Here is a 24,483-nt window from a genome sequence, read left to right as displayed (position 1 = left end):
CGCGTTGGATTCTTCGCGGGCCAGCCCGCTCCCACCCTGTAGGAGCTGGCTTGCCAGCGATGGGGCCAGTACAGGCAATCAATAATTTAGCCCTTACCACCCGGTGCCAGCATGTTCTCCGGCCTTACCCACTGGTCGAACTGCTCATTGGTCAGGTACTTCAACTCCAGCGCGGCCTCCCTCAGGGTCTTGCCTTCGCTGTAGGCCTTCTTGGCGATCTCCGCGGCTTTGTCATAACCGATGTGCGGGTTCAACGCGGTCACCAGCATCAACCCGCGTTCCAGGTGTGCGGCCATCTGCTGGGCGTCGGGCTCGATACCCGCCACGCAGTGCTGCTGGAAGTTGCGGCAGCCATCGGCCAGCAACTCGACCGACTGCAACAGGTTGTGGATGATCACCGGCTTGAACACGTTCAACTGCAAATGCCCCTGGCTGGCGGCAAAGCCGATCGCCGCATCGTTGCCCAATACCTGGCACGCCAGCATCGACAGCGCCTCGCACTGGGTAGGGTTGACCTTGCCCGGCATGATCGAGCTGCCCGGCTCGTTGGCCGGCAGGCGTACCTCGGCCAACCCGGCACGCGGCCCGGAGCCCAGCAGGCGCAAGTCGTTGGCGATCTTCATCAGGGCCACTGCCAGGGTCTTCAACGCGCCGGCCAGGCTGGTCAGCGGTTCATGGCCGGCCAGGGCGGCGAACTTGTTTGGCGCGGTGACGAACGGCAGCCCGGACTCGGCTGCCAGTTCGGCGGCAATGGCTTCGGCAAAACCGTGCGGGGCATTCAGCCCGGTGCCCACGGCGGTACCGCCCTGGGCCAGTTCGCATACGGCCGGCAGGGTGGCACGAATGGCGCGTTGGGCGTAGTCCAGCTGGGCAACAAAGGCCGATACCTCCTGGCCGAAGGTGATCGGCGTGGCATCCATCATGTGCGTGCGGCCGGTCTTGACCAGTTTGTTGTGCCGCGCCGCCAGTTCGGCCAGCCCGGCCGACAGTTCGCCGATGGCAGGCAGCAGTTTTTCCTGCACGGCCTGCGCCGCGGCAATGTGCATGGCGGTCGGGAAGCAGTCGTTGGAGCTTTGCGAGCGGTTGACGTGGTCGTTGGGATGCACTGGCGTTTTGCCGCCCCGGCCCTGGCCAGCCAGTTCATTGGCCCGCCCGGCAATCACCTCGTTGACGTTCATGTTGCTTTGGGTGCCGCTGCCCGTCTGCCACACGACCAGCGGGAACTGGTCGTCGTGCTTGCCCGCCAGCACCTCGTCGGCGGCCTGTTCGATCAGCCGGGCAATGTCGGCCGGCAGGTCGCCATTGCGGTCGTTGACGCGTGCCGCGGCCTTCTTGATCAGCGCCAGGGCGTGCACCACCGCGAGCGGCATGCGTTCCTTGCCGATGGCGAAGTTGATCAGCGAACGCTGGGTCTGCGCACCCCAGTAGGCGTGCTCAGGAACTTCGACCGGGCCCAGGCTGTCTGTCTCGATACGGCTCATTCTGTACTCACTCCTGTGTAGTTCGAATTCGCAGTTTAGGCCTTGATTCGACCGAGCGGTTCAGTCGCTCGTCGTGCCACTTGAGCACCGCGCTACCACGGCGCAGAATGCTCTACTCTGAGGTACCCGCCTCCCTCTCTCTGAAGGAAATGCAATGACCCGTCTCCGTGTCCTTTGTGCCGCCGTTGCCCTGGTTTGCGCCAGCGGCCAGGTACTCGCTGCCACCGCCAGCCACAACGCTGCTGCCGAGAAATTCCTGACCCTGGCCAACGCCGACAAGTTGGGCACCCCGGTGTACATGCAGGTCCAGCAGATGTTCGCCCAGCGCTTCGCCCAGACCAAAGCCCCGGCCAGCAAGCAGCCGGTGCTGGAAAGCTACCAGGCCAAGGCCAACGCCGCGCTGGACAACGCCATCGGCTGGAACAAGCTGAAGCCGAAGATGGTAGACCTGTACACTCAGACCTTCACCGAGCAGGAACTCAAGGACCTGGTCAAGTTCTACGAGTCGCCGCTGGGCAAGAAAGTGCTGCGCGAAATGCCCAAGGTCACCCAGCAGTCGGCGCAGCTGACCCAGCAGAGCCTCGAGCCGGCCGTACCGGTGGTGAACAAGCTGCTCGAAGACATGACCAAAGAGCTGGACCCGAACGCTGGCAAGGCCGCCGCCCCAGCGAAGAAGTGAGTAAGCCGCAATGACCATGCAACAGCGTATCGAACAGCAGCTGGCCAGCCTGGCGCCGCAACACCTGCAAGTGCTCGATGAAAGCCACATGCACAGTCGTGGTCAGGAGACCCACTACAAGGCAGTGATCGTCAGCGAGCAGTTTGCCGGGTTGAACAGCGTCAAGCGCCACCAGAAGGTGTATGCCACCATGGGTGAGCTGATGGGCCAGATCCACGCCCTGGCCATTCATACCTACACCGGCGAAGAGTGGGCCAAGGTCGGCGCTGCACCGGCCTCGCCGGTATGCGCCGGCGGCGGGCACTGAAACCTTGCTGTTGTTCTGGTAGAATCCTGCAAGATCCGGGGGCCGCTTTGCGGCCCTTTCGCGACACGAGGCCGCTGTTACAGCGACTGCACAGCCTGATGGCGGGTGCGGTCCCTGTAGGAGCGGCCTTGCGTCGCGAAAGGGGCGCAAAGCGCCCCCTGTTTTTTTGCCACACCGTCAAACCCGGTCCGCCCCTTACGAGGGCAACCACCTGGAGAACCTGCTTCATGTCCCAAGCCATCGTCGTCGCGGCGCTGTACAAGTTCGTTACCCTGCAAGACTACGTCGAGTTGCGCGAGCCACTGCTCAAAGCCATGCTCGACAACCAGGTCAAGGGCACCCTGCTGCTGGCCCATGAGGGCATCAACGGCACCGTGTCGGCCACCCGCGAAGGCATCGACGGCCTGCTGGCCTGGCTGCGCAGCGACCCACGCCTGGTCGATGTCGACCATAAAGAGTCGTACTGCGACGAACAGCCGTTCTACCGCACCAAGGTCAAGCTCAAGAAAGAGATCGTCACCCTCGGCGTGCCCGGCGTGGACCCCAACCAGGCCGTGGGCACCTACGTCGAGCCCAAGGACTGGAACGCCCTGATCAGCGACCCGGAAGTGCTGCTGATCGACACCCGCAACGACTACGAAGTGGCCATTGGCACCTTCAAGGGCGCCATCGACCCCAAGACCGAAACCTTCCGCGAGTTCCCCGAGTACATCAAGGCCAACTTCGACCCCAGCAAGCACAAGAAGGTGGCCATGTTCTGCACCGGCGGCATCCGCTGCGAAAAAGCCTCCAGCTATATGCTCGGTGAAGGCTTCGAGGAGGTCTATCATCTCAAGGGCGGCATCCTGAAGTACTTCGAGGAAGTGCCTCAGGAACAAAGCCTGTGGGATGGCGACTGCTTCGTCTTCGACAACCGCGTCACGGTGCGCCATGACCTGAGCGAGGGCGAGTACGACCAGTGCCACGCCTGCCGCCACCCGATCAATGCCCAGGAGCGCGCGTCCGAGCACTATTCGCCAGGTGTCAGCTGCCCGCATTGCTGGGACACCCTGAGCGAAAAGACCCGCCGCAGCGCCATCGACCGGCAGAAGCAGATCGAGCTGGCCAAGGCGCGCAACCTGCCGCACCCGATCGGTTACAACTACAAAGCCGAGGCCTGATGCATGTCTGCCCGCCTGATCTATGTGATGGACCCGATGTGCTCCTGGTGCTGGGGTTTCGCGCCAGTGGCCGCGGCCCTGATCGCCCAGGCGCATGAGGCGGGTGTGCCCACCCACCTGGTGGTGGGCGGGCTGCGCACCGGCGGCAGTGCGCTGGACAGCGCCACCCGCAAGTACATCCTCGAACACTGGCAGGCGGTGGCCGATGCCACGGGCCAGGCGTTCCGCTTCGAAGGGGCCATGCCGGACGGTTTCGTCTACGACACCGAGCCGGCCTGCCGTGCCCTGGTCAGCGCCCGCGAACTGGGTGGCGAGCGCGTCTGGCCGCTGCTGGCGCTGATCCAGCGCGCGTTCTACGAGCAGGGCATGGATGTGACCACCGCACCACAGCTGGTCGACCTGGCTGAACAGGCCGGTTTCGACCGTGCCGTATTCGCCACCACCTTCGCCCAGGCCGATACCCGCGCCGCCACCGCGGCCGATTTCGTCTGGGCCCAGGACCTGGGCATCGCCGGTTTTCCGACCCTGCTCGCCGAGCGCAACGGCCAAGTGGCGCTGTTGACCAACGGCTACCAGCCGTTGGAGCGCCTGCAACCATTGCTCGGCCGCTGGCTGCAGCAGGCCACCTGTGCTTGACCTGCCTGGGTCCCCGGACCCGGTACCGGGCAAGCCCTGCACGGCGGCCGATCGGCTGAGCTGGGCGGAAATCCGCCGGCTGGCCCTGCACCACCGCAAGCAGCTCTGGTCGGCCAACCTGATCGCCGTGCTCGCGGCCTGCTGCAGCGTGCCCATTCCGCTGTTGCTGCCGTTGCTGGTAGACGAAGTGCTGCTCGGCCATGGTGATGCGGCACTGAAGTGGATGAACCACCTGCTGCCGTCGGGCTGGCAGGTGGCTGCCGGCTACATCGGCCTGATGCTGTGCCTTACCCTGTGCCTGCGCCTGGCCGCGTTGGCCTTCAACGTGGTGCAGGCCAAATTGTTCGCCGGCCTGGCCAAGGACATCGTCTACCGCCTGCGCATCCGCCTGATCGAGCGGCTCAAGCGTATTTCGCTGCAGGAATACGAAAGCCTGGGCAGTGGTACGGTCACCACGCACCTGGTCACCGACCTGGACACCCTCGACAAGTTCGTGGGCGAAACCCTCAGCCGCTTCCTGGTGGCCATGCTCACCTTGACCGGCACGGCCGCCATCCTGATCTGGATGCACTGGCAACTGGCGTTGCTGATCCTGCTGTTCAACCCGCTGGTGATCTACTTCACCGTGCAGTTGGGCAAACGCGTCAAGCACCTCAAAAAGCTCGAGAACGACAGCACCGCGCGGTTCACCCAGGCCCTGGCGGAAACCCTCGATGCCATACAGGAAATACGTGCCGGCAACCGCCAGGGCTATTTCCTCGGCCGGTTGGGCCTGCGTGCCCGTGAAGTGCGCGACTATGCCGTCGACTCGCAATGGAAAAGCGACGCCAGTGGCCGCGCCAGCGGTTTGCTGTTCCAGTTCGGTATCGACATTTTCCGCGCGGCGGCCATGCTGACCGTGCTGTTTTCCGACCTGTCGATCGGCCAGATGCTGGCGGTGTTCAGCTACCTGTGGTTCATGATCGGCCCGGTCGAGCAGTTGCTCAACCTGCAATACGCCTACTATGCCGCCGGCGGCGCCCTCAACCGCCTCAACGAGCTGCTGGCGCGGGCCGACGAGCCGCAGTACCCGGCGGCCAGCGACCCGTTCGCCGGCCGTGACACGGTCGGTATCGAGGTGCGTGACCTGCGCTTTGCCTATGCCGATGAGCCCGTGCTCGACCACCTCGACCTGTCGATCGCGCCGGGTGAGAAGGTGGCCATTGTCGGTGCCAGCGGCGGCGGCAAGAGCACCCTGGTGCAACTGCTGCTGGGCTTGTACAGCGCCCAGGCCGGGACCATCCGCTTTGGCGGGGCCAGCTTGCAGGAAATCGGCCTGGAAACCCTGCGCGAAAACGTGGCAGTGGTACTGCAGCACCCATCGCTGTTCAATGACACCGTGCGTGCCAACCTCACCATGGGCCGTGACTGCAGTGACGAGGCCTGTTGGCAGGCGCTGCGCATCGCCCAGCTGGACGCCACCATCGCCGCCTTGCCGCAGGGCCTGGACAGTGTGGTGGGGCGGTCGGGTGTGCGCCTGTCCGGCGGCCAGCGCCAGCGCCTGGCCATCGCCCGCATGGTCCTGGCCGAGCCCAAGGTGGTGATCCTCGACGAGGCCACTTCGGCGCTGGACGCGGCCACCGAATACAACCTGCACCAGGCCTTGGCGCGCTTCCTCAGTGGCCGCACCACGCTGATCATCGCCCACCGCCTGTCGGCCGTGAAACAGGCCGACCGGGTGCTGGTGTTCGATGGTGGGCATGTGGCGGAAGATGGCGACCACCAGCAGTTGATTGCCGAAGGTGGGTTGTATGCCAAGCTGTACGGGCATCTGCAACAGAGCTGAATCCTGGGCCGACCCAGGCTGCGCAAAGCCCCCGCTGCCTTGTCATAAAAATCCCCTTCACAGCGATGGCAAATGGCCTACGCTGTGCTTGTCTGGGTCGATTTGCGCCTTATCTGCTCTGTGACAGGGACTCCATGAAGGGACATCGCACACTCGAAGCGCCAAAGTTGCTGGGCATCACCTGGCCCTTCATCGCCGTCGTGGTCTTCCAGGTGGCACTGGGTAGTCTCAGCCTGTACACGCTGTCGTCCGTGCGCGCTTACGTTGCGGGCGAGAGTTTGTGGTCCAAGGCGCAGAAAGATGCCATCTATTACCTCAACCTATACGCCGAAACCCGCGACGAGAGTACCTACCAGCGCTATCGCCAGGCCATAACCGTGCCCCAGGGCGACCAGAAGGTGCGCGAGTTGCTCGACCAGCCGCACCCCGACCTGGAAGCCGCGCGCCAGGCGGTACTGCAGGGCGGCAACCATGCCGACGACGTGCAACGGATCATCTGGTTCTACCGCAACTTCCGCAACATCAGCTACATGCAGACCGCCATCGACTACTGGAACGTCGGTGACGATTACCTGGACAAGCTGGATGTGCTGGCAGGCGAGATACACCAGCGTTTTGCTGCGGGCCCGGTGGACGCCGCTACGGTCGCAGCCTGGAAAGCGCGCATCGTCAGCATCAACGAAGGGGTAACGCCGGCGGCCAAGGCCTTCAGCGATGCGCTGGGCGAAGGGTCGCGCATGCTGCTGCGGGTGCTGCTGTTCACCAACCTGCTGACGGCCATGTTCCTGATCAGTATTGCCTGGCGCCGCTCCAGCAAACTGCTGGCCCAGCGCCAGGCTTTCGCCAGTGCCCTGCAGGAAGAAAAAGAGCGGGCGCAGATTACCCTGCAGGCTATCGGCGACGCGGTGATAACCACCGATGTGGAGGGCTGTATCGGCTACATGAACCCGGCCGCCGAACAGCTGACCCACTGGCAGGCCGCCCAGGCCCAAGGGTTACCGCTTTCGGCATTGTTCAGCCTGGTCGACGAGCACGCCGAAGAAAACGGCACCAGCCTGGTCGAACAGGTGCTAAACGGCAGCCTCAACGGCGGCGCCGAGCATGCGCGGCTGATCCAGCGCCTGGACGGCAGCACGGTATCGATCAACCTGGTGGGCTCGCCGATCGTCAATGACGGCCAGGTTGCCGGCATTGTGCTGGTGCTGCACGACATGACCCAGGAGCGCCAGTACATTGCCAATCTGTCCTGGCAGGCTACCCATGATGCCCTGACCGGGCTGGCCAACCGCCGCGAGTTCGAATACCGCCTGGAGCAGGCGCTCAATGGCCTGGCCCGCCAGGCCGGGCGGCATTCACTGATGTTCCTGGACCTGGACCAGTTCAAGCTGGTCAATGACACCTGCGGCCACGCCGCTGGCGACGAGCTGCTGCGGCACATCTGTGCCGTGCTGCAGTCTGGCCTGCGTGAGGGCGACACCTTGGCGCGGCTGGGGGGCGACGAATTTGGCGTGTTGCTGGAAAACTGCCCTAGCGACCAGGCCGAGCGCATCGCCGAGCAACTGCGCCAGCTGGTGCAAAGCCTGCACTTCGTGTGGAAAGGCCGCCCGTTCGTGACCACGGTCAGCATAGGCCTGGTGCACATGGCCCAGGCCCCCAGCACCCTTGAAGCCTCGTTACGTGCCGCGGACATGGCCTGCTACATGGCCAAGGAAAAAGGCCGCAACCGCGTGCAGGTGTACCACGCCGACGACAGCGAGCTGTCCATGCGCTTTGGCGAAATGGCCTGGATCCAGCGTTTGCATGTTGCCCTGGAAGAGAACCGGTTTTGCCTGTACGCGCAGGAAATCGCCCCGCTGAAAACCTTCGAGGGGCCGGGCCACATCGAAATTCTGCTGCGCCTGCACGACGAAAGCGGCCGCACCATCCTGCCCAGCAGCTTCATTCCGGCGGCCGAGCGCTATGGCCTGATGACGGCGCTGGACCGCTGGGTGGTACGCAATGTATTCATGGTCATCCGCCAGTGCCTGGACGAGGGGCGGGAAGGGCCGTTGTCGACCTGCGCGATCAACCTGTCGGGGTCGAGCATCGGCGATGACAAGTTCCTGGAATACCTGCAGCGGCTATTCGTCGAGTACGCCATTCCGCCGCGGATGATCTGCTTCGAAATCACCGAAACCAGCGCCATCGCCAACCTGGGTAGCGCCATCCGCTTCATCAACGAGCTCAAGGGCCTGGGTTGCCGCTTCTCGCTCGATGATTTCTGCGCCGGCATGTCCTCGTTCGCCTACCTCAAGCATTTGCCCGTGGATTACCTCAAGATCGACGGTAGTTTCGTCAAGGACATGCTCGACGACCCGGTCAACCGGGCCATGGTCGAAGTCATCAACCATATCGGCCATGTGATGGGCAAGCGCACCATCGCCGAGTTTGTCGAAACGCCCCTGATCGAGCAGGCCCTGCAGGAAATTGGCGTGGATTACGCCCAGGGCTACCTGATCGAACGCCCCCAGGTGTTCACCTGTGACAGTCTGCAGCGCCAACGGATCGCCGCCCGGCCTCTGTTGCAGCGTGCACCTGGCACCTTTCGTTAGCTGGAAATCACAAGGATCAAGGAGCTGAAAGTGATTGATGCATTCGTTCGTATCGGGCCGTTGATGGACCCGGCCAGTTACCCTCAATGGGCTCAGCAACTGATTGAAGATTGCCGCGAGAGCAAGCGCCGGGTCGTGGAGCATGAGTTCTATGCACGCCTGCGCGATGGCCAGCTGAAGCAATCGACCATTCGCCAGTACCTGATTGGCGGCTGGCCGGTGGTGGAGCAGTTCTCGCTGTACATGGCCCACAACCTGACCAAGACCCGCTACGGTCGGCACCAGGGTGAGGACATGGCACGGCGCTGGCTGATGCGCAATATCCGGGTCGAGCTCAACCATGCCGATTACTGGGTGAACTGGTGCCAGGCGCATGGTGTGCACCTGCACGACCTGCAGGCCCAGGACGTGCCGCCGGAGCTCAACGGCCTGAACGACTGGTGCTGGCGGGTGTGTGCCACCGAGAACCTGGCCATTGCCATGGCCGCGACCAACTATGCCATCGAAGGTGCGACGGGCGAATGGTCGGCAGTGGTGTGTTCGACCGACACCTACGCCATGGGCTTCCCGGAGGAAGGGCGCAAGCGGGCGATGAAATGGCTGAAGATGCACGCCCAGTATGACGATGCGCACCCGTGGGAAGCGCTGGAAATCATCTGTACCCTGGCCGGCGAGAACCCCAGCCTGGGCTTGCGCACCGAGTTGCGCAGGGCGATCTGCAAGAGCTACGACTGCATGTTCCTGTTCCTGGAGCGGTGCATGCAGCTGGAGGGGCGCCAGCAGGGGCGTATGCGCCCGGCGTTGGCCGCCGGGTAGGCCCGCCCCGCTGCGAAGCAAGGCCGCGATGGGCCGCGCTGCGGCCCCGGCAATCTCGGCCGTTACTGGGCGTTCAGCGCCTGCCCATTCACGGCCTTGCTGTCCGGCCCCATCAGGTACAGGTACACGGGCATGATTTCTTCAGGCAGCGGGTTGTTCTGCGGGTTCTCGCCAGGGTAAGCCTGCGCCCGCATCGCTGTGCGCGTGGCCCCGGGGTTGATGCTGTTGGCCCGCACCGGCGCCACGCCTTCCAGTTCGTCGGCCAGGGTCTGCATCAGGCCCTCGGTGGCGAACTTGGACACGCCGTAGGCGCCCCAGTAGGCACGGCCCTTGCGCCCCACGCTGCTGCTGGTGAACACCACCGAGGCGTCTTCCGACAGCTTCAGCAGCGGCAGCAGGGTACTGGTGAGCATGAAGGTGGCATTGACGTTGATGTGCATCACGCGCATGAAATGGTCGCCTGACAGCTGTTCCAGCGGCGTGCGCGGGCCGATGATCGAGGCGTTGTTGAGCAGGCCGTCAAGGCGGCCGAACTGCTCTTCGATCATGACCGCCAGGTCGTCGTACTCATGTGCCTGCGCGGTTTCCAGGTTGAACGGAACGACCACCGGCTGCGGATGCCCGGCGGCCGCGATCTGGTCGTAGACCTCGTTCAGGTTGGCTTCGGTCTTGCCCAGCAACAGCACGGTGGCGCCCAGTGCGGCGTAGGCCTTGGCAGCAGCAGCGCCGATGCCGCGGCCGGCACCGGTAACCAGGATGACCCGGCCTTTGAGCAGGTCGGGGCGGGCGGTGTAGTCGAACATGGTTCTGTCCTTGATTCGGGGCTTTAGCTGCAAGCTTCAAGCTTCAAGCTTCAAGCTTCAAGCTTCAAGCTACAAGAAAAAGCTGGGCGATGTGGGCTGCTGCAGCTTGTGGCTTGTGGCTTGTGGCTTGCAACTTGCAACTTGCAACTTGCAACTTGCAGCTTCAGCAGCCGCACAACGCGCTGTCGATCACCTTGCGCAGGTCCAGCGGGTGGTCCACCACCACGTCGGCGCCCCAGTGGTTGGGGTTGTCTTCTGGGTGAATATAGCCGTAGCGCACCGCGGCGGTACGGGTGCCGGCGTCACGGCCCGACTCGATGTCGCGCAAGTCGTCGCCGACGAACAGCACACTGGCCGGGTCCAGGTTCAGGGTGTTGCAGGCCAGGATCAGCGGCTCTGGGTCCGGTTTGCTGTTTTTTACGTGGTCTGGGCAGATCAGCAGCGCCGAACGCTCGGCCAGGCCCAGTTGCTGCATGATCGGCTCGGCGAAGCGCACCGGTTTGTTGGTGACCACGCCCCACAGCAGCTTGCCTTTCTCGATGTCGGCCAGCAGTTCGGCCATGCCGTCGAACAGCTTGCTGTGCACCGCGCAGTCGCGCTGGTAGCGCTCGAGGAACTCCAGGCGCAGGGCCTCGAAGCCTTCGGCTGCAGGGTCCATGGCGAAGGTGGCGGCGACCATGGCCCGCGCACCGCCGGAAATCACCCCGCGGATCAGCGTGTCATCGACCGGCGGCAGGCCGCGTTCGGCGAGCATGGCCTGGCAGATGGCGATGAAGTCCGGCGCCGTGTCGAGCAAGGTGCCGTCCATGTCGAAGAGTACCGCTCGCAAACGCATGCTCATTCCTCGCGCAGGGTCTGGATCATGTAGTTGACGTCGACGTCGCTGCTCAGCTTGTAGTGCTTGGTCAGCGGGTTGTAGGTCAGGCCGATGATGTCCTTGACCTGCAGGCCGGCATCACGGCTCCACGCGCCCAGTTCGGAGGGGCGGATGAACTTCTTGAAGTCATGGGTGCCGCGCGGCAGCATCTTCAGGATGTACTCGGCGCCGACGATGGCCAGCAGGTAGGCCTTGGGGTTGCGGTTGATGGTGGAGAAGAACACCTGGCCGCCCGGCTTGACCATGCGGTAGCAGGCACGGATCACCGACGACGGGTCGGGTACGTGCTCGAGCATTTCCAGGCAGGTGACCACATCGAATTGTTCAGGCATTTCTTCGGCCAGCGCTTCGGCGGTGATCTGCCGGTACTCCACCTGCACGCCAGACTCCAGCTGGTGCAACTGGGCCACGGCCAGTGGCGCCTCGCCCATGTCGATACCGGTAACGCTGGCGCCGCGCAGGGCCATGGCTTCGCTGAGGATGCCGCCGCCGCAACCTACGTCCAGCACCTTCTTGCCGGCCAGGCTGGCGCGTTCGTCGATCCAGTTGACGCGCAGCGGGTTGATTTCATGCAGCGGCTTGAACTCGCTTTCACGGTCCCACCAGCGGTGGGCCAGCGCTTCGAACTTGGCGATTTCGGCGCGGTCGACGTTGCTCATTGGGCAGTCCTCAAAAGCTTGGCTATTAAGCTGCAAGCTGCAAGCCCCAGGCAGCAAGAAAAAGCAGACCTTGTACGCATTCGCTTTTTCCTGCCGCTCGTAGCTTGCGGCTTGCGCTCGAAAAGGCCGGAGTATACCCGAGCGCTCGGCCCCCAGGCTCGCTATAATCGCCGGCTTTTGATATCCGAACGACAGGGAGAGGCAATGCGCGAGCGACTATTGGCGGCGGAGAAGGTGACCGCGATCCGCTGGCAGGGCGGCGTCCTGCACCTGCTCGACCAGCGCCTGCTGCCGTCCCGGGAGTGCTGGCTGGCCTGCGACAATGTCGCGCAGGTGGCAGCCGCGATCCGCGACATGGCGGTGCGCGGTGCTTCGGCGATCGGTATCGCGGCGGCCTACGGCCTGGTGCTGGCCCTGGAGGAGCGGCTGGCCGAAGGTGGTGACTGGGAGCTGGACCTGGAAGAGGACTTTCTCACCCTGGCCGAGGCGCGCCCCACGGCTGCCAACCTGTTCTGGGCACTGAACCGCATGCGCGAGCGCCTGCAGCGCCTGCGCCCGGACGAAGACGTGCTGGCCGCGTGCGAGGCCGAAGCGCTGGCCATTCACGAAAGCGACCGTGAAGCCAACCTGACCATGGCCCAGCACGGCACCGAGCTGATCCGCCGCCACCAGGGCAACGCCCAGACCCTGCTCACCTATGGCAATGCCGGTGCGCTGGCCAGTGGGGGTTTCGGCACCGCGCTTGGGGTGATCCGTGCCGGTTACCTCGAAGGCATGGTCGAGCGGGTGTATGCCGGCGAGACGCGCCCCTGGCTGCAGGGCTCGCGCCTGACCGCGTGGGAGCTGACCAACGAAGGCATCCCGACCACCCTGTGCGCCGATTCGGCGCTGGCCCACCTGATGAAGACCAAGGGCATCACCTGGGTGGTGGTGGGGGCGGACTGCATTGCCGCCAATGGTGACATGGCCGGCAAGATCGGCACCTACCAGCTGGCGGTCAGCGCCATGCACCATGGCGTGCGCTTCATGGTGGTGGCGCCCAGCACCAGCATCGACCTGAACCTGGCGACCGGCGAGGATATCCCCCTGGAAGTGCGTGAGGCCGATGAACTGCTGGATTACGCCGGCACCCGGGTGGCCCCGGAGGTCGAGGTGTTCAACCCGGTGTTCGACGTGACCCCGGCAGACCTGATCGACGTGATCGTGACCGAGCGCGGCATTGTCGAACGTCCGGATACCGCCAAGCTGGCGCAGTTGATGTGCCGCAAGCGCCTGCATTGACACATGTGCCGGCCTCTTCGCGGTAAACCCGCGAAGAGGCCGGCACAGGCACCAGCAAATCAAGATTCGAACCTGCTTCTGGCTGCCCGCCACATCTCCCCACCGCACCCGCCTTTGTGGTAACATCCGGCAGTTTCCAAGGCCGCCCATCACGGCGGCCTTCATTGCGCAGATCCATGGCACAACTCATTGATTTGTCGTAAGTCGTCGCACCCTTATGCGCTGCGGCGGCGAGCTTCGTTCGGCCCTTGATGGAGCTGCGAAGTTTCACCAGAAAAAGGAATCAGGCTTCTCATGGGCGAACTGGCCAAAGAAATCCTCCCGGTCAATATCGAAGACGAACTGAGACAGTCCTACCTCGACTACGCGATGAGCGTGATTGTCGGGCGAGCGCTGCCCGATGCACGTGACGGCTTGAAGCCCGTGCATCGTCGCGTTCTCTATGCGATGAGCGAACTGGGCAACGACTGGAACAAGCCGTACAAGAAATCCGCCCGTGTGGTCGGTGACGTGATCGGTAAGTACCACCCGCACGGCGACACTGCGGTCTACGACACCATCGTGCGTATGGCCCAGCCTTTCTCGCTGCGTTACCTGCTTGTCGATGGCCAGGGCAACTTCGGTTCGGTGGACGGCGACAATGCCGCGGCCATGCGATACACCGAAGTGCGCATGACCAAGCTGGCCCACGAGCTGCTGTCCGACCTGCACAAGGAAACCGTCGACTGGGTGCCCAACTACGACGGCACCGAGCAGATCCCGGCGGTCATGCCCACGCGTATCCCCAACCTGCTGGTCAACGGTTCCAGCGGTATCGCCGTGGGTATGGCGACCAACATTCCGCCGCACAACCTTGGCGAAGTCATCGACGGTTGCCTGGCGCTGATCGACAACCCGGAAGTCACCGTCGATGAACTGATGCAGTTCATCCCCGGCCCGGACTTCCCGACAGCCGGCATCATCAACGGTCGCCAAGGCATCATCGAGGCCTACCGCACCGGCCGCGGCCGCGTCTACATGCGTGCCCGATCCGAGGTCGAAGACATCGACAAGGTCGGTGGCCGCCAGCAGATCGTGATCACCGAGCTGCCGTACCAGCTGAACAAGGCGCGGCTGATCGAAAAGATCGCCGAGCTGGTCAAAGAGAAGAAGATCGAAGGCATCACCGAGCTGCGCGACGAGTCCGACAAGGACGGCATGCGCATCGTCATCGAGCTGCGCCGCGGCGAAGTGCCGGAGGTGGTGCTCAACAACCTCTACCAGCACACCCAGCTGCAGAGCGTATTCGGCATCAACGTGGTGGCCCTGGTGGACGGCCGCCCGCGGCTGCTCAACCTCAAGGACCTGCTCGAAGCGTTCGTCCGTCACCGCCGTGAAGTGGTGACCCGCCGCACTGTCTTCGAGCTGCGCAAGGCCCGCGAACGCGGCCACATCCTTGAAGGCCAGGCGGTTGCGCTGTCCAACATCGACCCGGTCATTGCCTTGATCAAGGCTTCGCCTACGCCTTCCGAGGCCAAGGAAGCCCTGATTTCCACGCCGTGGGAGTCCAGTGCCGTGCAGGTCATGGTCGAGCGCGCCGGTGCCGAGGCCTGCCGCCCTGAAGACCTGCCCGAGCAGTATGGCCTGCACGATGGCAAGTACTTCCTGTCGCCGGAACAGGCCCAGGCCATTCTCGACCTGCGCCTGCACCGCCTGACCGGCCTGGAGCACGAGAAGCTGCTGGCCGAGTACCAGGAAATTCTCGAGCAGATCGGCGAGCTGATCCGCATCCTCAACAGCGCCGAGCGCCTGATGGAAGTGATCCGCGAAGAGCTGGAGGCCATCCGCGCCGAGTACGGCGATGCCCGCCGCACCGAAATCCTCAATGCCAGCCACGACCTCAACTACGGCGACATGATCCCGGAAGAAGAGCGCGTGGTCACCATTTCCCACGGTGGTTACGCCAAGACCCAGCCGTTGTCCGCTTACCAGGCCCAGCGCCGTGGCGGCAAAGGCAAGTCGGCGACCGGCGTGAAGGACGAGGACTACATCGAGCACCTGCTGGTCGCCAACAGCCACGCCACGCTGCTGCTGTTCTCCAGCAAGGGCAAGGTGTACTGGAAAAAGACCTACGAAATTCCGGAAGCATCGCGTGCGGCCCGTGGTCGCCCGCTGGTGAACCTGCTGCCGCTGGAAGAGGGTGAGCGCATCACCGCCATGCTGCAGGTGGACCTCGAGGCGCTGCAGCAGAACGCCGACCTTGACGAAGAGCTGGAAGACGCCGACGACACCGTGCTCGAAGGTGAGCTGGCCGAGGCCGAGGAAGTTGACGAAGAAGACGGCGACACCCCTGAGTGGGTGGCAGAGCCGACCGGCGCGTACATCTTCATGGCCACCGCTTCGGGTACCGTCAAGAAGACCCCGCTGGTGCAGTTCGCCCGCCCGCGCTCCAATGGCCTGATTGCCTTGAAGCTCAAAGAAGGCGATACCCTGATTGCAGCGGCCATCACCGACGGCGCCAAGGAAGTGATGATGTTCTCCGATGCTGGCAAGGTCATTCGCTTTGCCGAGAGCGTGGTGCGTGAAATGGGCCGTAACGCCCGTGGCGTGCGGGGCATGAAGCTGGGCAAGGGGCAGCAGATCATTTCCATGCTGATTCCGGAGTCCGGCGCGCAGATCCTGACCGCTTCCGAGCGTGGCTTTGGCAAGCGTACCCCGCTGTCCAAGTTTCCACGCCGCGGCCGTGGCGGCCAGGGTGTGATCGCCATGGGCACCAAGGGGCGCAATGGCTTGCTGATTGGCGCCATCCAGGTGCACGAAGGCGAGGAGATCATGCTGATCTCCGACCAGGGCACGCTGGTGCGCACCCGGGTTGGCGAAGTGTCCAGCCTGAGCCGTAACACGCAGGGTGTGACCTTGATCAAGCTGGCTGCCGACGAAACACTGGTTGGCCTGGAGCGGATCCAGGAACCGTCCGAGGACGAACTCGACGATATGGTCGAGGCGGGCGAGGAGGGTGTCGAGGCCGAAGTGCCAGACAATGACGAAGCTGCAGGCGCCGAAGAGGCCCCGCAGGAGTAAGCAGGTGTAAAACCCGAACGGGGCGACCAAGGTCGCCCCGTTTGACTGATAACTGCAGGCAATGCCTGGCCGGGTGCGAGCAAGCTTTTTGTAGGAGCGGCCTTGTGTCGCGAAAGGGCTGCAAAGCAGCCCCAGGATTTCAGCGGCGCTGCAAAAAGCTGGGGCCGCTTCGCGGCCCTATCGCGACACAAGGCCGCTCCCACAAAGAGGCGCGTGCGGCCTGCAAGAAATGAATTTGTACCATTTGGCAGAGCGAGAGTGGATGTGAGCAACCGAGCCTTTAACTTCTGCGCAGGCCCTGCCGCGCTTCCTACCGCTGTTCTGCAGCGCGCCCAGGCTGAAATGCTGGACTGGCATGGCAAGGGCTTGTCGGTGATGGAAATGAGCCATCGCAGCGACGATTACGTGGCCATCGCCGAAAAGGCCGAGCAGGACCTGCGTGACCTGCTGTCTATCCCCTCCAACTACAAGGTACTGTTCCTGCAGGGCGGTGCCAGCCAGCAGTTCGCTGAGATCCCGCTGAACCTGCTACCGGAAAACGGCACTGCCGACTACATCGAGACCGGCATCTGGTCGAAAAAGGCCATCGAGGAAGCGCGCCGCTTCGGCAACGTCAACGTCGCCGCCAGCGCCAAAGCCTACGATTACCTGGCCATTCCGGGCCAGAACGACTGGAAACTGACCAGCAACGCTGCCTACGTGCACTATGCGTCCAACGAAACCATCGGTGGCCTGCAGTTCGACTGGGTGCCGCAGACCGGTGACGTTCCGCTGGTGGTCGACATGTCCTCCGACATCCTCTCGCGCCCGATCGACGTGTCGCAGTTCGGCCTGATTTACGCCGGCGCGCAGAAAAACATCGGCCCCAGCGGCCTGGTGGTGGTGATCGTGCGTGAAGACCTGCTGGGCCACGCCCGCAGCAGCTGCCCGACCATGCTCGACTACAAGGTGTCGGCCGACAACGGCTCGATGTACAACACCCCGGCCACTTACTCCTGGTACCTCTCGGGCCTGGTGTTCGAGTGGCTCAAGGAGCAGGGCGGTGTCGAGGCCATGGAGCAGCGCAACCGGGCCAAGAAAGACCGCCTGTACGGCTTCATCGACAGCAGCGAGTTCTACACCAACCCGATCAGCGTCAATGCCCGCTCGTGGATGAACGTGCCGTTCCGCCTGGCCGATGAACGCCTGGACAAGGCCTTCCTCGCCGGTGCCGATGCCCGCGGCCTGCTCAACCTCAAGGGCCACCGCTCGGTGGGCGGGATGCGCGCCTCTATCTACAATGCCCTGGGCCTGGACGCCGTGGAAGCGCTGGTGGCCTACATGGCTGAATTCGAGAAGGAGCACGGCTGATGTCGGAACAGGAACTCAAAGCCCTGCGCGTTCGCATCGACAGCCTCGACGAAAAAATCCTCGAGCTGATCAGCGAGCGCGCCCGGTGTGCCGAAGAGGTTGCGCGGGTCAAGACCGCTTCGCTCAAAGAAGGCGAGAAGCCGGTGTTCTACCGCCCCGAGCGCGAAGCAGCAGTGCTCAAGCGGGTGATGGAGCGTAATAAAGGGCCGCTGGGCAACGAAGAAATGGCGCGGCTGTTCCGCGAAATCATGTCGTCGTGCCTGGCCCTGGAAGAGCCGCTGAAAATCGCCTACCTGGGCCCTGAAGGCACCTTCACCCAGGCGGCGGCCATGAAGCACTTCGGCCACGCGGTGATCAGCCGCCCGATGGCGGCCATCGACGAGGTGTTCCGTGAAGTTGCGGCCGGTGCGGTCAATTTTGGCGTGGTGCCGGTGGAAAACTCCACCGAAGGCGCGGTCAGCCACACCCTGGACAGCTTCCTCGAACACGACATGGTGATTTGCGGCGAAGTCGAGCTGCGTATCCACCACCACCTGCTGGTGGGCGAGAGCACCAAGACCAACAGCATCACCCGCATCTATTCCCATGCCCAGTCCCTGGCCCAGTGCCGCAAGTGGCTGGACGCGCACTACCCGAACGTGGAGCGGGTGGCGGTATCGAGCAATGCCGAGGCCGCCAAGCGCGTGAAGGGCGAGTGGAACTCGGCGGCGATCGCCGGTGACATGGCTGCCAACCTGTATGGCCTGACCCGCCTGGCCGAGAAGATCGAAGACCGCCCGGACAACTCCACGCGCTTTTTGATGATCGGCCAGCAGGAAGTGCCGCCTACCGGCGACGACAAGACCTCGATCATTGTTTCGATGAGCAACAAGCCGGGCGCGCTGCATGAGCTGCTGGTGCCGTTCCACCAGAACGGCATCGACCTGACCCGCATCGAAACCCGCCCGTCGCGCAGCGGCAAGTGGACCTACGTGTTCTTCATCGACTTCGTTGGCCACCACCGCGACCCACTGATCAAGGCGGTGCTCGAACAGATCAGCCAGGAGGCTGTGGCGCTGAAGGTGCTGGGCTCGTATCCGAAGGCAGTGCTTTGATTCAGGGCCGCGGGGGGCGCTTTGCGCCCCATCGCAGGCAAGCCAGCTCCCACAGGTACAGCACAAACCTCCAGGTTTGCACTGCCCCTGTAGGCGCTGGCGTGCCTGCGATGGGTGTGGGAGCTGGCTTGCCGGCGATGGGCTGCAGCGCAGCCCCAGCGTTCTTACAGGCTGTCCCGATTTCTGAACAGGGTTCACACCAGTGGTAAATGCAGCAAAAACCAAACCCGCGCCCATCATCAACCGCCTGGTCGTAGTTGGCCTCGGCCTGATCGGTGGTTCGTTCGCCAAGGGCCTGCGTGAAAGCGGCCTGTGCCGCGAAGTGGTCGGAGTCGACCTGGATGCCCCATCGCGCAAGCAGGCCGTAGCCTTGGGCGTGGTCGACCGCTGCGAAGAAGACCTCGCCACCGCCTGCGTGGGCGCCGATGTCATCCAGCTGGCCGTGCCCATCCTGGCCATGGAGAAAGTTCTGGCGCGCCTGGCCCGGCTAGACCTGGGCAACGCCATCATCACCGACGTCGGCAGCGCCAAGGGCAATGTTGTTCGTGAGGCGCGTTCCGTTTTTGTGAACGAGAGCGGCCAGCGCCTGCCGCGCTTCGTGCCTGGCCACCCCATTGCCGGTTCCGAGCAGAGCGGGGTAGAGGCATCCAACGCTACCCTGTTCCGCCGGCACAAGGTCATTCTCACGCCGCTGGCCGAAACCGACCCGGCCGCACTGGCCCTGGTCGACCGCCTGTGGCGCGCGCTGGAGGCCGATGTCGAGCACATGACGGTCGAGCGCCACGACGAAGTGCTGGCCGCCACCAGCCACTTGCCGCACCTGTTGGCCTTTGGCCTGGTCGATTCACTGGCCAAACGCAATGAAAACCTCGAGATCTTCCGGTACGCTGCCGGGGGGTTCCGCGATTTCACCAGGATCGCCGGCAGCGACCCGACCATGTGGCATGACATCTTCCTCGCCAACCGCGATGCTGTCCTGCGCACACTTGATACATATCGCAGTGATCTCGACGCCTTGCGCGACGCTATCGCTGAAGGGGACGGGCACCAGTTGCTGGGTGTATTCACCCGCGCACGCGTTGCCCGCGAGCATTTCAGTAAAATCCTGGCCCGTCGGGCCTATGTGGACGCTATGAACGCCAACGATCTGATTTTCCTGGCCCAACCGGGTGGCCGCCTGAACGGGCGGATTCGTGTACCGGGCGACAAGTCGATTTCTCACCGCTCGATCATGCTTGGCTCGCTGGCCGAGGGCACCACCGAGGTCGAAGGCTTCCTCGAAGGTGAAGACGCCCTGGCGACCCTGCAGGCATTCCGTGACATGGGTGTGGTCATCGAAGGCCCCAACCACGGCCGCGTGACCATTCATGGTGTTGGCCTGCACGGCCTGAAGCCGCCGCCCGGCCCGCTGTACGTAGGCAACTCGGGGACCTCGATGCGTTTGCTGTCCGGCTTGCTGGCCGGCCAGCCGTTCGATGTGACCATGACCGGTGATGCCTCGTTGTCCAAGCGCCCGATGAACCGTGTGGCCAACCCGCTGCGCGAAATGGGTGCCGTGGTCGAGACCGGCCCGGAAGGCCGCCCGCCGCTGACCATTCGCGGCGGCCACCGGCTCAAGGGGCTGACCTACACGCTGCCGATGGCCAGCGCGCAGGTCAAATCCTGCCTGCTGCTGGCCGGCCTGTACGCCGAAGGCAAAACCACCGTCACCGAGCCGGCACCGACCCGCGACCACACCGAGCGCATGCTGCGCGGTTTCGGCTACGCGGTAGAAAGCAATGGCCCGGTGGCCTCGTTGCAGTCTGGGGGCAAGCTGACCGCTACCCGCATCGAAGTGCCGGCCGACATCTCCTCGGCAGCCTTCTTCCTGGTGGCGGCGTCCATCGCCGAAGGCTCCGAGCTGGTGCTGGAGCACGTCGGCATCAACCCGACCCGTACCGGTGTCATCGACATCCTGCGCCTGATGGGTGGCGACATCACCCTGGAGAACCAGCGTGAAGTCGGCGGCGAGCCGGTGGCCGACCTGCGTGTGCGCGGGGCCAAGCTGAAGGGTATCGATATCCCTGAAGAGCTGGTGCCGCTGGCTATCGACGAGTTCCCCGTGCTGTTCGTTGCCGCTGCCTGCGCCGAAGGCCGTACCGTGCTGCGCGGTGCCGAAGAGCTGCGGGTGAAGGAGTCCGACCGTATCCAGGTGATGGCCGACGGCCTGCTGACCCTGGGCATCAAGTGCGAGCCGACCCCGGACGGCATCATCATCGACGGCGGCCAGCTGGGCGGCGGCGAAGTGCATGGCCACGGTGACCACCGCATTGCCATGGCCTTCAGCGTGGCCTCGCTGCGCGCCAGTGCGCCGATCCGCATTCATGACTGCGCCAACGTTGCCACGTCGTTCCCCAACTTCCTGGCGCTGTGCGCCGAAGTGGGCATCCGCGTGGCCGAAGAGGGCAAGTCGTGAACACGCTGGCCCCCATCATCACCATCGACGGGCCGAGTGGCTCTGGCAAAGGTACGGTGGCCGGCTTGCTGGCGCGCGAACTGGGCTGGCGCCTGCTGGACTCGGGCGCGCTGTACCGGCTGCTGGCGTTCAATGCCAGCAACCACGGCGTCGATCTGACCAACGAAGAGCTGCTGACCAAGCTGGCCGCCCATCTGGATGTGCAGTTCATCGCCGCCGAGCCCGGTAAGCTGCAGCAGACCATTCTCGAAGGTGAGGACGTCAGCCAGGTCATCCGCACCGAAACCGTCGGTGCCGGTGCCTCGATGGTGGCGTCGCTGCCTGCCGTGCGTGAGGCGCTGCTGCAGCGCCAGCGCGCCTTCCGGGAAATGCCCGGGCTGATTGCCGACGGCCGCGACATGGGCACGGTGGTATTCCCCGACGCGCCGCTGAAGGTATTTCTGACCGCCAGTGCCGAGGAACGGGCGCGCCGCCGCTACCTGCAGTTGAAGGGCAAGGGTGAAGATGTTAGTCTGTCGAGTCTGCTGGATGAGATTCGGGCGCGTGATGAACGCGACACTCAGCGTGCAGTGGCCCCGCTGAAACCAGCGGCAGACGCCATTCAGCTGGATTCCACCGAGTTGTCCATCGAGCAGGTGTTGCAACGTATCAGGAGCGAGATCGCCCAGCGCGACCTTCTCTGATCACCAGGAAAGCAGGCAGGTTCACCAGTCAACGTCTTGCCGGCGTTCCTTTACTTAAAACAGACCCACATTGTCTGGAATGTGGCGAGGGGCGTTTGTTTCGCCCGAATCTACAGGAATTAAAATGAGCGAAAGCTTTGCAGAACTCTTTGAAGAAAGCCTGAAAACCCTCAATCTTCAGCCGGGTGCCATCATCACCGGTATCGTTGTCGACATCGACGGCGACTGGGTTACCGTACACGCTGGCCTGAAGTCCGAGGGTGTCATCCCGCTCGAGCAGTTCTACAACGAAGCTGGCGAACTGACCATCAAGGTCGGTGACGAAGTCCACGTTGCGCTGGACGCGGTCGAAGACGGCTTTGGCGAAACCAAACTGTCCCGTGAAAAAGCCAAGCGCGCCGAGTGCTGGATTGTTCTGGAAGCAGCTTTCGCCGCCGAAGAAGTGGTCAAGGGCGTTATCAACGGTAAGGTTAAGGGCGGCTTCACTGTCGACGTTAACGGCATCCGTGCGTTCCTGCCGGGCTCCCTGGTTGATGTCCGCCCAGTGCGCGACACCACCCACCTGGAAGGCAAAGAGCTGGAATTCAAGGTCATCAAGCTGGACCAGAAGCGCAACAACGTTGTCGTTTCCCGTCGCAGCGTGCTGGAAGCCGAGAACTCCGCCGAGCGCGAAGCCCTGCTGGAAACCCTGCAGGAAGGCCAGCAAGTCAAAGGTATCGTCAAGAACCTCACCGACTACGGCGCATTCGTGGACCTGGGCGGTATCGACGGCCTGCTGCACATCACCGACATGGCTTGGAAGCGCATCAAGCACCCATCGGAAATCGTTAACGTTGGCGACGAAGTCGACGTACGCGTTCTGAAGTTCGACCGTGAGCGCAACCGCGTTTCGCTGGGTCTGAAGCAAATGGGTGAAGATCCGTGGGTAGCTATCACTGCCCGTTACCCAGAAGGTACTCGCGTACAAGCTCGCGTAACCAACCTGACCGACTACGGCTGCTTCGCTGAGCTGGAAGAAGGCGTTGAAGGTCTGGTACACGTTTCCGAAATGGACTGGACCAACAAGAACATCCACCCGTCGAAAGTCGTTCAGGTTGGCGACGAAGTGGAAGTCATGGTTCTGGACATCGACGAAGAGCGTCGTCGTATCTCCCTGGGCATCAAGCAGTGCAAGTCCAACCCATGGGAAGACTTCTCCGGCCAGTTCAACAAGGGTGACAAGATCACCGGTACCATCAAGTCGATCACCGACTTCGGTATCTTCATCGGTCTGGACGGCGGCATCGACGGCCTGGTTCACCTGTCCGACATCTCCTGGAACGAAACCGGCGAAGAAGCCGTACGTCGTTTCAAGAAGGGCGACGAGCTGGAAACCGTCATCCTGTCGGTTGACCCAGAGCGCGAGCGCATCTCCCTGGGCATCAAGCAGCTGGAAGACGATCCGTTCTCCAACTTCGTTGCTGTCAACGACAAGGGCGCTATCGTCAAGGGCATCGTGAAAGAAGTTGACGCCAAAGGCGCCATCATCACCCTGGCCGACGACATCGAAGCCACTCTGAAAGCTTCCGAAATCAGCCGTGACCGCGTTGAAGACGCGCGCAACGTTCTGAAGGAAGGCGAAGAGATCGAAGCCAAGATCATCAGCGTTGACCGCAAGTCCCGCGTGATCAGCCTGTCGATCAAGTCGAAAGACGACGCTGAAGAGCGTGAAGCTATCCAGAGCCTGAAAAACGCTCCGGAAGCTGCTGCCGACACCACCATGGCTGCGCTGCTGCGCGAAGCAATGGCCAAGCAGAACTGAGTTCTGTTTGATCGGTAAAAAGGGCGACCCTCGGGTCGCCCTTTTTTTGTTTTCTTAGTATGCCCCGCGATGCCCTGGAGCGTTCGTGCACAATCCGCACAGGCATAACTGTCGCGAGGCGCGGGCGGCGTGCGATACGTCTCCATCGTGATGCCTTAAAGCCATGCTGCATCCCAATGAGGATATGCGCCAACCGATGACACCAGTCCGGCCCTTACCGGATTGGCAACGATGTATCTCGCGACCTTGAAAACATCCTCGTCCCGGCGCAAGGCTCGGTCGTAATAACCTGCCTGCCACACCGGCTTCCCCTTTGCCCCGGCCTTGTGAAGCGCATTGCTGGACTGGCATTTGAAGCGCTGCATCAATGTTCCAAGCGTCACTTCTTTCAGCTCAATCAGCCAATGCACATGATCTGGCATTACGACCCAGGTCAGCGATCGGCAGTGGTGTTGTTCTTCCGCGTAACGAAGGTTTTGGATGACCAACCGTGCGAAGCGGAGGTCGTGAAACAAAGGCTTACGTCGATGAGTGACCGTAGTCAGCATATAAAGCCTGCCTGGCACCGAGCATCGTGCGCGGCGAAGCCTGTAGCCATGAGGGTTCGGCATTGCGTTCATCCTTGAGCAGGTAATTGCTCGGTCAGCATAGTCAGCCTGTGCAGGGATCGACCCGCCAGTGATTTGCAGTATGTAAACAAGGACCAAAGCGTTCGCGCGCACCTGGCCCAGGCATAACTGGCCCGAAACAAACGTAGGAGCGAGCGCAGCTCGCGATGCGCCGCGCGGGCGGCGCGGCCTCGCGGGCAATGCTGCTCCACCGGCGTACCTTCACCGGCACGGCGCATGGCATGAGATATCGGGGGAGCCCCGGGGTGCTTGGCGTGGGGTTTGTGGTGGTGCGCAAATCGAGCGCCGCCCGCGCG

At 63.3% G+C, this 24,483-nt stretch carries 19 protein-coding genes; 14 read left to right on the top strand and 5 right to left on the bottom strand.

From position 1 onward, the window contains the following. Positions 1-86 precede the first annotated feature (86 nt). The gene (locus B3361_RS21650) at positions 87-1,481 is read right to left on the bottom strand and encodes a class II fumarate hydratase (protein ID WP_009686016.1); all 1,395 of its coding nucleotides are present in this window, start codon (positions 1,479-1,481) and stop codon (positions 87-89) included. A 154-nt stretch (positions 1,482-1,635) separates the two neighbouring features. Here B3361_RS21650 and B3361_RS21645 point away from each other — a divergent pair, with 154 nt between their 5' ends. From B3361_RS21645 to B3361_RS21615, 7 genes are all read left to right on the top strand, one after another. Further along, on the top strand, positions 1,636-2,160 hold the full coding sequence (locus B3361_RS21645) for a DUF2059 domain-containing protein (RefSeq protein ID WP_009686015.1): 525 nt from the start codon (positions 1,636-1,638) through the stop codon (positions 2,158-2,160). A 10-nt stretch (positions 2,161-2,170) separates the two neighbouring features. Continuing rightward, positions 2,171-2,467, top strand: a complete 297-nt coding sequence (locus B3361_RS21640; RefSeq protein ID WP_009686014.1) for a BolA family protein — start codon at positions 2,171-2,173, stop codon at positions 2,465-2,467. Between the two features lie 227 nt (positions 2,468-2,694). Further along, on the top strand, positions 2,695-3,627 hold the full coding sequence (locus tag B3361_RS21635) for a rhodanese-related sulfurtransferase (RefSeq protein WP_009686013.1): 933 nt from the start codon (positions 2,695-2,697) through the stop codon (positions 3,625-3,627). 3 nt (positions 3,628-3,630) lie between these two features. Beyond that, on the top strand, positions 3,631-4,263 hold the full coding sequence (locus tag B3361_RS21630) for a DsbA family protein (RefSeq protein ID WP_029886224.1): 633 nt from the start codon (positions 3,631-3,633) through the stop codon (positions 4,261-4,263). Further along, complete coding sequence (locus B3361_RS21625) at positions 4,256-6,088, top strand: ABC transporter ATP-binding protein (RefSeq protein ID WP_029886223.1); 1,833 nt, start codon at positions 4,256-4,258, stop codon at positions 6,086-6,088. Before B3361_RS21630 ends, B3361_RS21625 begins: the two co-directional genes overlap by 8 nt. A gap of 134 nt (positions 6,089-6,222) precedes the next feature. Further along, positions 6,223-8,679, top strand: coding sequence for an EAL domain-containing protein (locus B3361_RS21620; RefSeq protein ID WP_029886222.1), 2,457 nt, complete (start codon positions 6,223-6,225; stop codon positions 8,677-8,679). Between the two features lie 30 nt (positions 8,680-8,709). Continuing rightward, on the top strand, positions 8,710-9,495 hold the full coding sequence (locus B3361_RS21615) for a TenA family transcriptional regulator (protein WP_054890379.1): 786 nt from the start codon (positions 8,710-8,712) through the stop codon (positions 9,493-9,495). Positions 9,496-9,557: 62 nt separating this feature from the next. Here B3361_RS21615 and B3361_RS21610 read toward each other — a convergent pair whose 3' ends face one another. The 3 genes from B3361_RS21610 to ubiG form a co-directional block, all read right to left on the bottom strand. Next, positions 9,558-10,298: a YciK family oxidoreductase gene (locus B3361_RS21610; protein ID WP_192440564.1), complete on the bottom strand. Its 741-nt coding sequence runs from the start codon at positions 10,296-10,298 to the stop codon at positions 9,558-9,560. 163 nt (positions 10,299-10,461) lie between these two features. Continuing rightward, on the bottom strand, positions 10,462-11,133 hold the full coding sequence (mupP, locus tag B3361_RS21605) for an N-acetylmuramic acid 6-phosphate phosphatase MupP (protein WP_029886220.1): 672 nt from the start codon (positions 11,131-11,133) through the stop codon (positions 10,462-10,464). 2 nt (positions 11,134-11,135) lie between these two features. Continuing rightward, a complete protein-coding gene (gene ubiG / locus B3361_RS21600; RefSeq protein ID WP_009686004.1) occupies positions 11,136-11,834 on the bottom strand; it encodes a bifunctional 2-polyprenyl-6-hydroxyphenol methylase/3-demethylubiquinol 3-O-methyltransferase UbiG in 699 nt (232 codons plus the stop codon). 204 nt (positions 11,835-12,038) lie between these two features. On the opposite strand from ubiG, the gene mtnA reads away from it, so the two are divergent. The 7 genes from mtnA (at position 12,039) to rpsA (ending at position 23,558) form a co-directional block, all read left to right on the top strand. Next, entirely contained in the window at positions 12,039-13,115 is a 1,077-nt protein-coding gene (gene mtnA, locus B3361_RS21595) for an S-methyl-5-thioribose-1-phosphate isomerase (protein WP_029886219.1), read from the top strand. Between the two features lie 294 nt (positions 13,116-13,409). Continuing rightward, complete coding sequence (gene gyrA, locus B3361_RS21590; RefSeq protein ID WP_286920354.1) at positions 13,410-16,175, top strand: DNA gyrase subunit A; 2,766 nt, start codon at positions 13,410-13,412, stop codon at positions 16,173-16,175. Between the two features lie 264 nt (positions 16,176-16,439). Then, the gene (gene serC, locus B3361_RS21585) at positions 16,440-17,525 is read left to right on the top strand and encodes a 3-phosphoserine/phosphohydroxythreonine transaminase (protein ID WP_009686001.1); all 1,086 of its coding nucleotides are present in this window, start codon (positions 16,440-16,442) and stop codon (positions 17,523-17,525) included. Then, positions 17,525-18,619: a prephenate dehydratase gene (gene pheA / locus B3361_RS21580; RefSeq protein ID WP_009686000.1), complete on the top strand. Its 1,095-nt coding sequence runs from the start codon at positions 17,525-17,527 to the stop codon at positions 18,617-18,619. The genes serC and pheA overlap by 1 nt, the downstream gene beginning before the upstream one ends. A 235-nt stretch (positions 18,620-18,854) precedes the next feature. Next, the gene (locus B3361_RS21575) at positions 18,855-21,074 is read left to right on the top strand and encodes a bifunctional prephenate dehydrogenase/3-phosphoshikimate 1-carboxyvinyltransferase (RefSeq protein WP_033744585.1); all 2,220 of its coding nucleotides are present in this window, start codon (positions 18,855-18,857) and stop codon (positions 21,072-21,074) included. Then, a complete protein-coding gene (cmk, locus tag B3361_RS21570) occupies positions 21,071-21,757 on the top strand; it encodes a (d)CMP kinase (RefSeq protein ID WP_009685997.1) in 687 nt (228 codons plus the stop codon). Before B3361_RS21575 ends, cmk begins: the two co-directional genes overlap by 4 nt. A gap of 124 nt (positions 21,758-21,881) precedes the next feature. Then, positions 21,882-23,558: a 30S ribosomal protein S1 gene (rpsA, locus tag B3361_RS21565; protein WP_286920353.1), complete on the top strand. Its 1,677-nt coding sequence runs from the start codon at positions 21,882-21,884 to the stop codon at positions 23,556-23,558. Positions 23,559-23,713: 155 nt separating this feature from the next. Here the strand turns inward: rpsA and B3361_RS21560 are convergent, their stop codons facing one another. Next, the gene (locus B3361_RS21560; RefSeq protein ID WP_029886216.1) at positions 23,714-24,169 is read right to left on the bottom strand and encodes an REP-associated tyrosine transposase; all 456 of its coding nucleotides are present in this window, start codon (positions 24,167-24,169) and stop codon (positions 23,714-23,716) included. Positions 24,170-24,483 lie beyond the last annotated feature (314 nt).

The organism is Pseudomonas sp. UBA6699 (genome assembly GCF_002454615.1).
GTDB classification, from domain to species: Bacteria; Pseudomonadota; Gammaproteobacteria; order Pseudomonadales; family Pseudomonadaceae; genus Aquipseudomonas; species Aquipseudomonas juntendi.
This window is presented reverse-complemented; position numbering and strand designations above follow the sequence as displayed.

Excerpts from the sequence above, each read along its gene's own strand:
- B3361_RS21620 (WP_029886222.1), top strand. The coding sequence starts at position 6,223 with ATGAAGGGACATCGCACACTCGAAGCGCCAAAGTTGCTGGGCATCACC.
- mtnA (WP_029886219.1), top strand. The coding sequence starts at position 12,039 with ATGCGCGAGCGACTATTGGCGGCGGAGAAGGTGACCGCGATCCGCTGG.
- pheA (WP_009686000.1), top strand. The coding sequence starts at position 17,525 with ATGTCGGAACAGGAACTCAAAGCCCTGCGCGTTCGCATCGACAGCCTC.
- B3361_RS21635 (WP_009686013.1), top strand. The coding sequence starts at position 2,695 with ATGTCCCAAGCCATCGTCGTCGCGGCGCTGTACAAGTTCGTTACCCTG.
- B3361_RS21645 (WP_009686015.1), top strand. The coding sequence starts at position 1,636 with ATGACCCGTCTCCGTGTCCTTTGTGCCGCCGTTGCCCTGGTTTGCGCC.
- ubiG (WP_009686004.1), bottom strand. The coding sequence starts at position 11,834 with ATGAGCAACGTCGACCGCGCCGAAATCGCCAAGTTCGAAGCGCTGGCC.
- gyrA (WP_286920354.1), top strand. The coding sequence starts at position 13,410 with ATGGGCGAACTGGCCAAAGAAATCCTCCCGGTCAATATCGAAGACGAA.
- B3361_RS21640 (WP_009686014.1), top strand. The coding sequence starts at position 2,171 with ATGACCATGCAACAGCGTATCGAACAGCAGCTGGCCAGCCTGGCGCCG.
- B3361_RS21650 (WP_009686016.1), bottom strand. The coding sequence starts at position 1,481 with ATGAGCCGTATCGAGACAGACAGCCTGGGCCCGGTCGAAGTTCCTGAG.
- mupP (WP_029886220.1), bottom strand. The coding sequence starts at position 11,133 with ATGCGTTTGCGAGCGGTACTCTTCGACATGGACGGCACCTTGCTCGAC.
- B3361_RS21560 (WP_029886216.1), bottom strand. The coding sequence starts at position 24,169 with ATGCCGAACCCTCATGGCTACAGGCTTCGCCGCGCACGATGCTCGGTG.
- rpsA (WP_286920353.1), top strand. The coding sequence starts at position 21,882 with ATGAGCGAAAGCTTTGCAGAACTCTTTGAAGAAAGCCTGAAAACCCTC.
- B3361_RS21630 (WP_029886224.1), top strand. The coding sequence starts at position 3,631 with ATGTCTGCCCGCCTGATCTATGTGATGGACCCGATGTGCTCCTGGTGC.
- B3361_RS21610 (WP_192440564.1), bottom strand. The coding sequence starts at position 10,298 with ATGTTCGACTACACCGCCCGCCCCGACCTGCTCAAAGGCCGGGTCATC.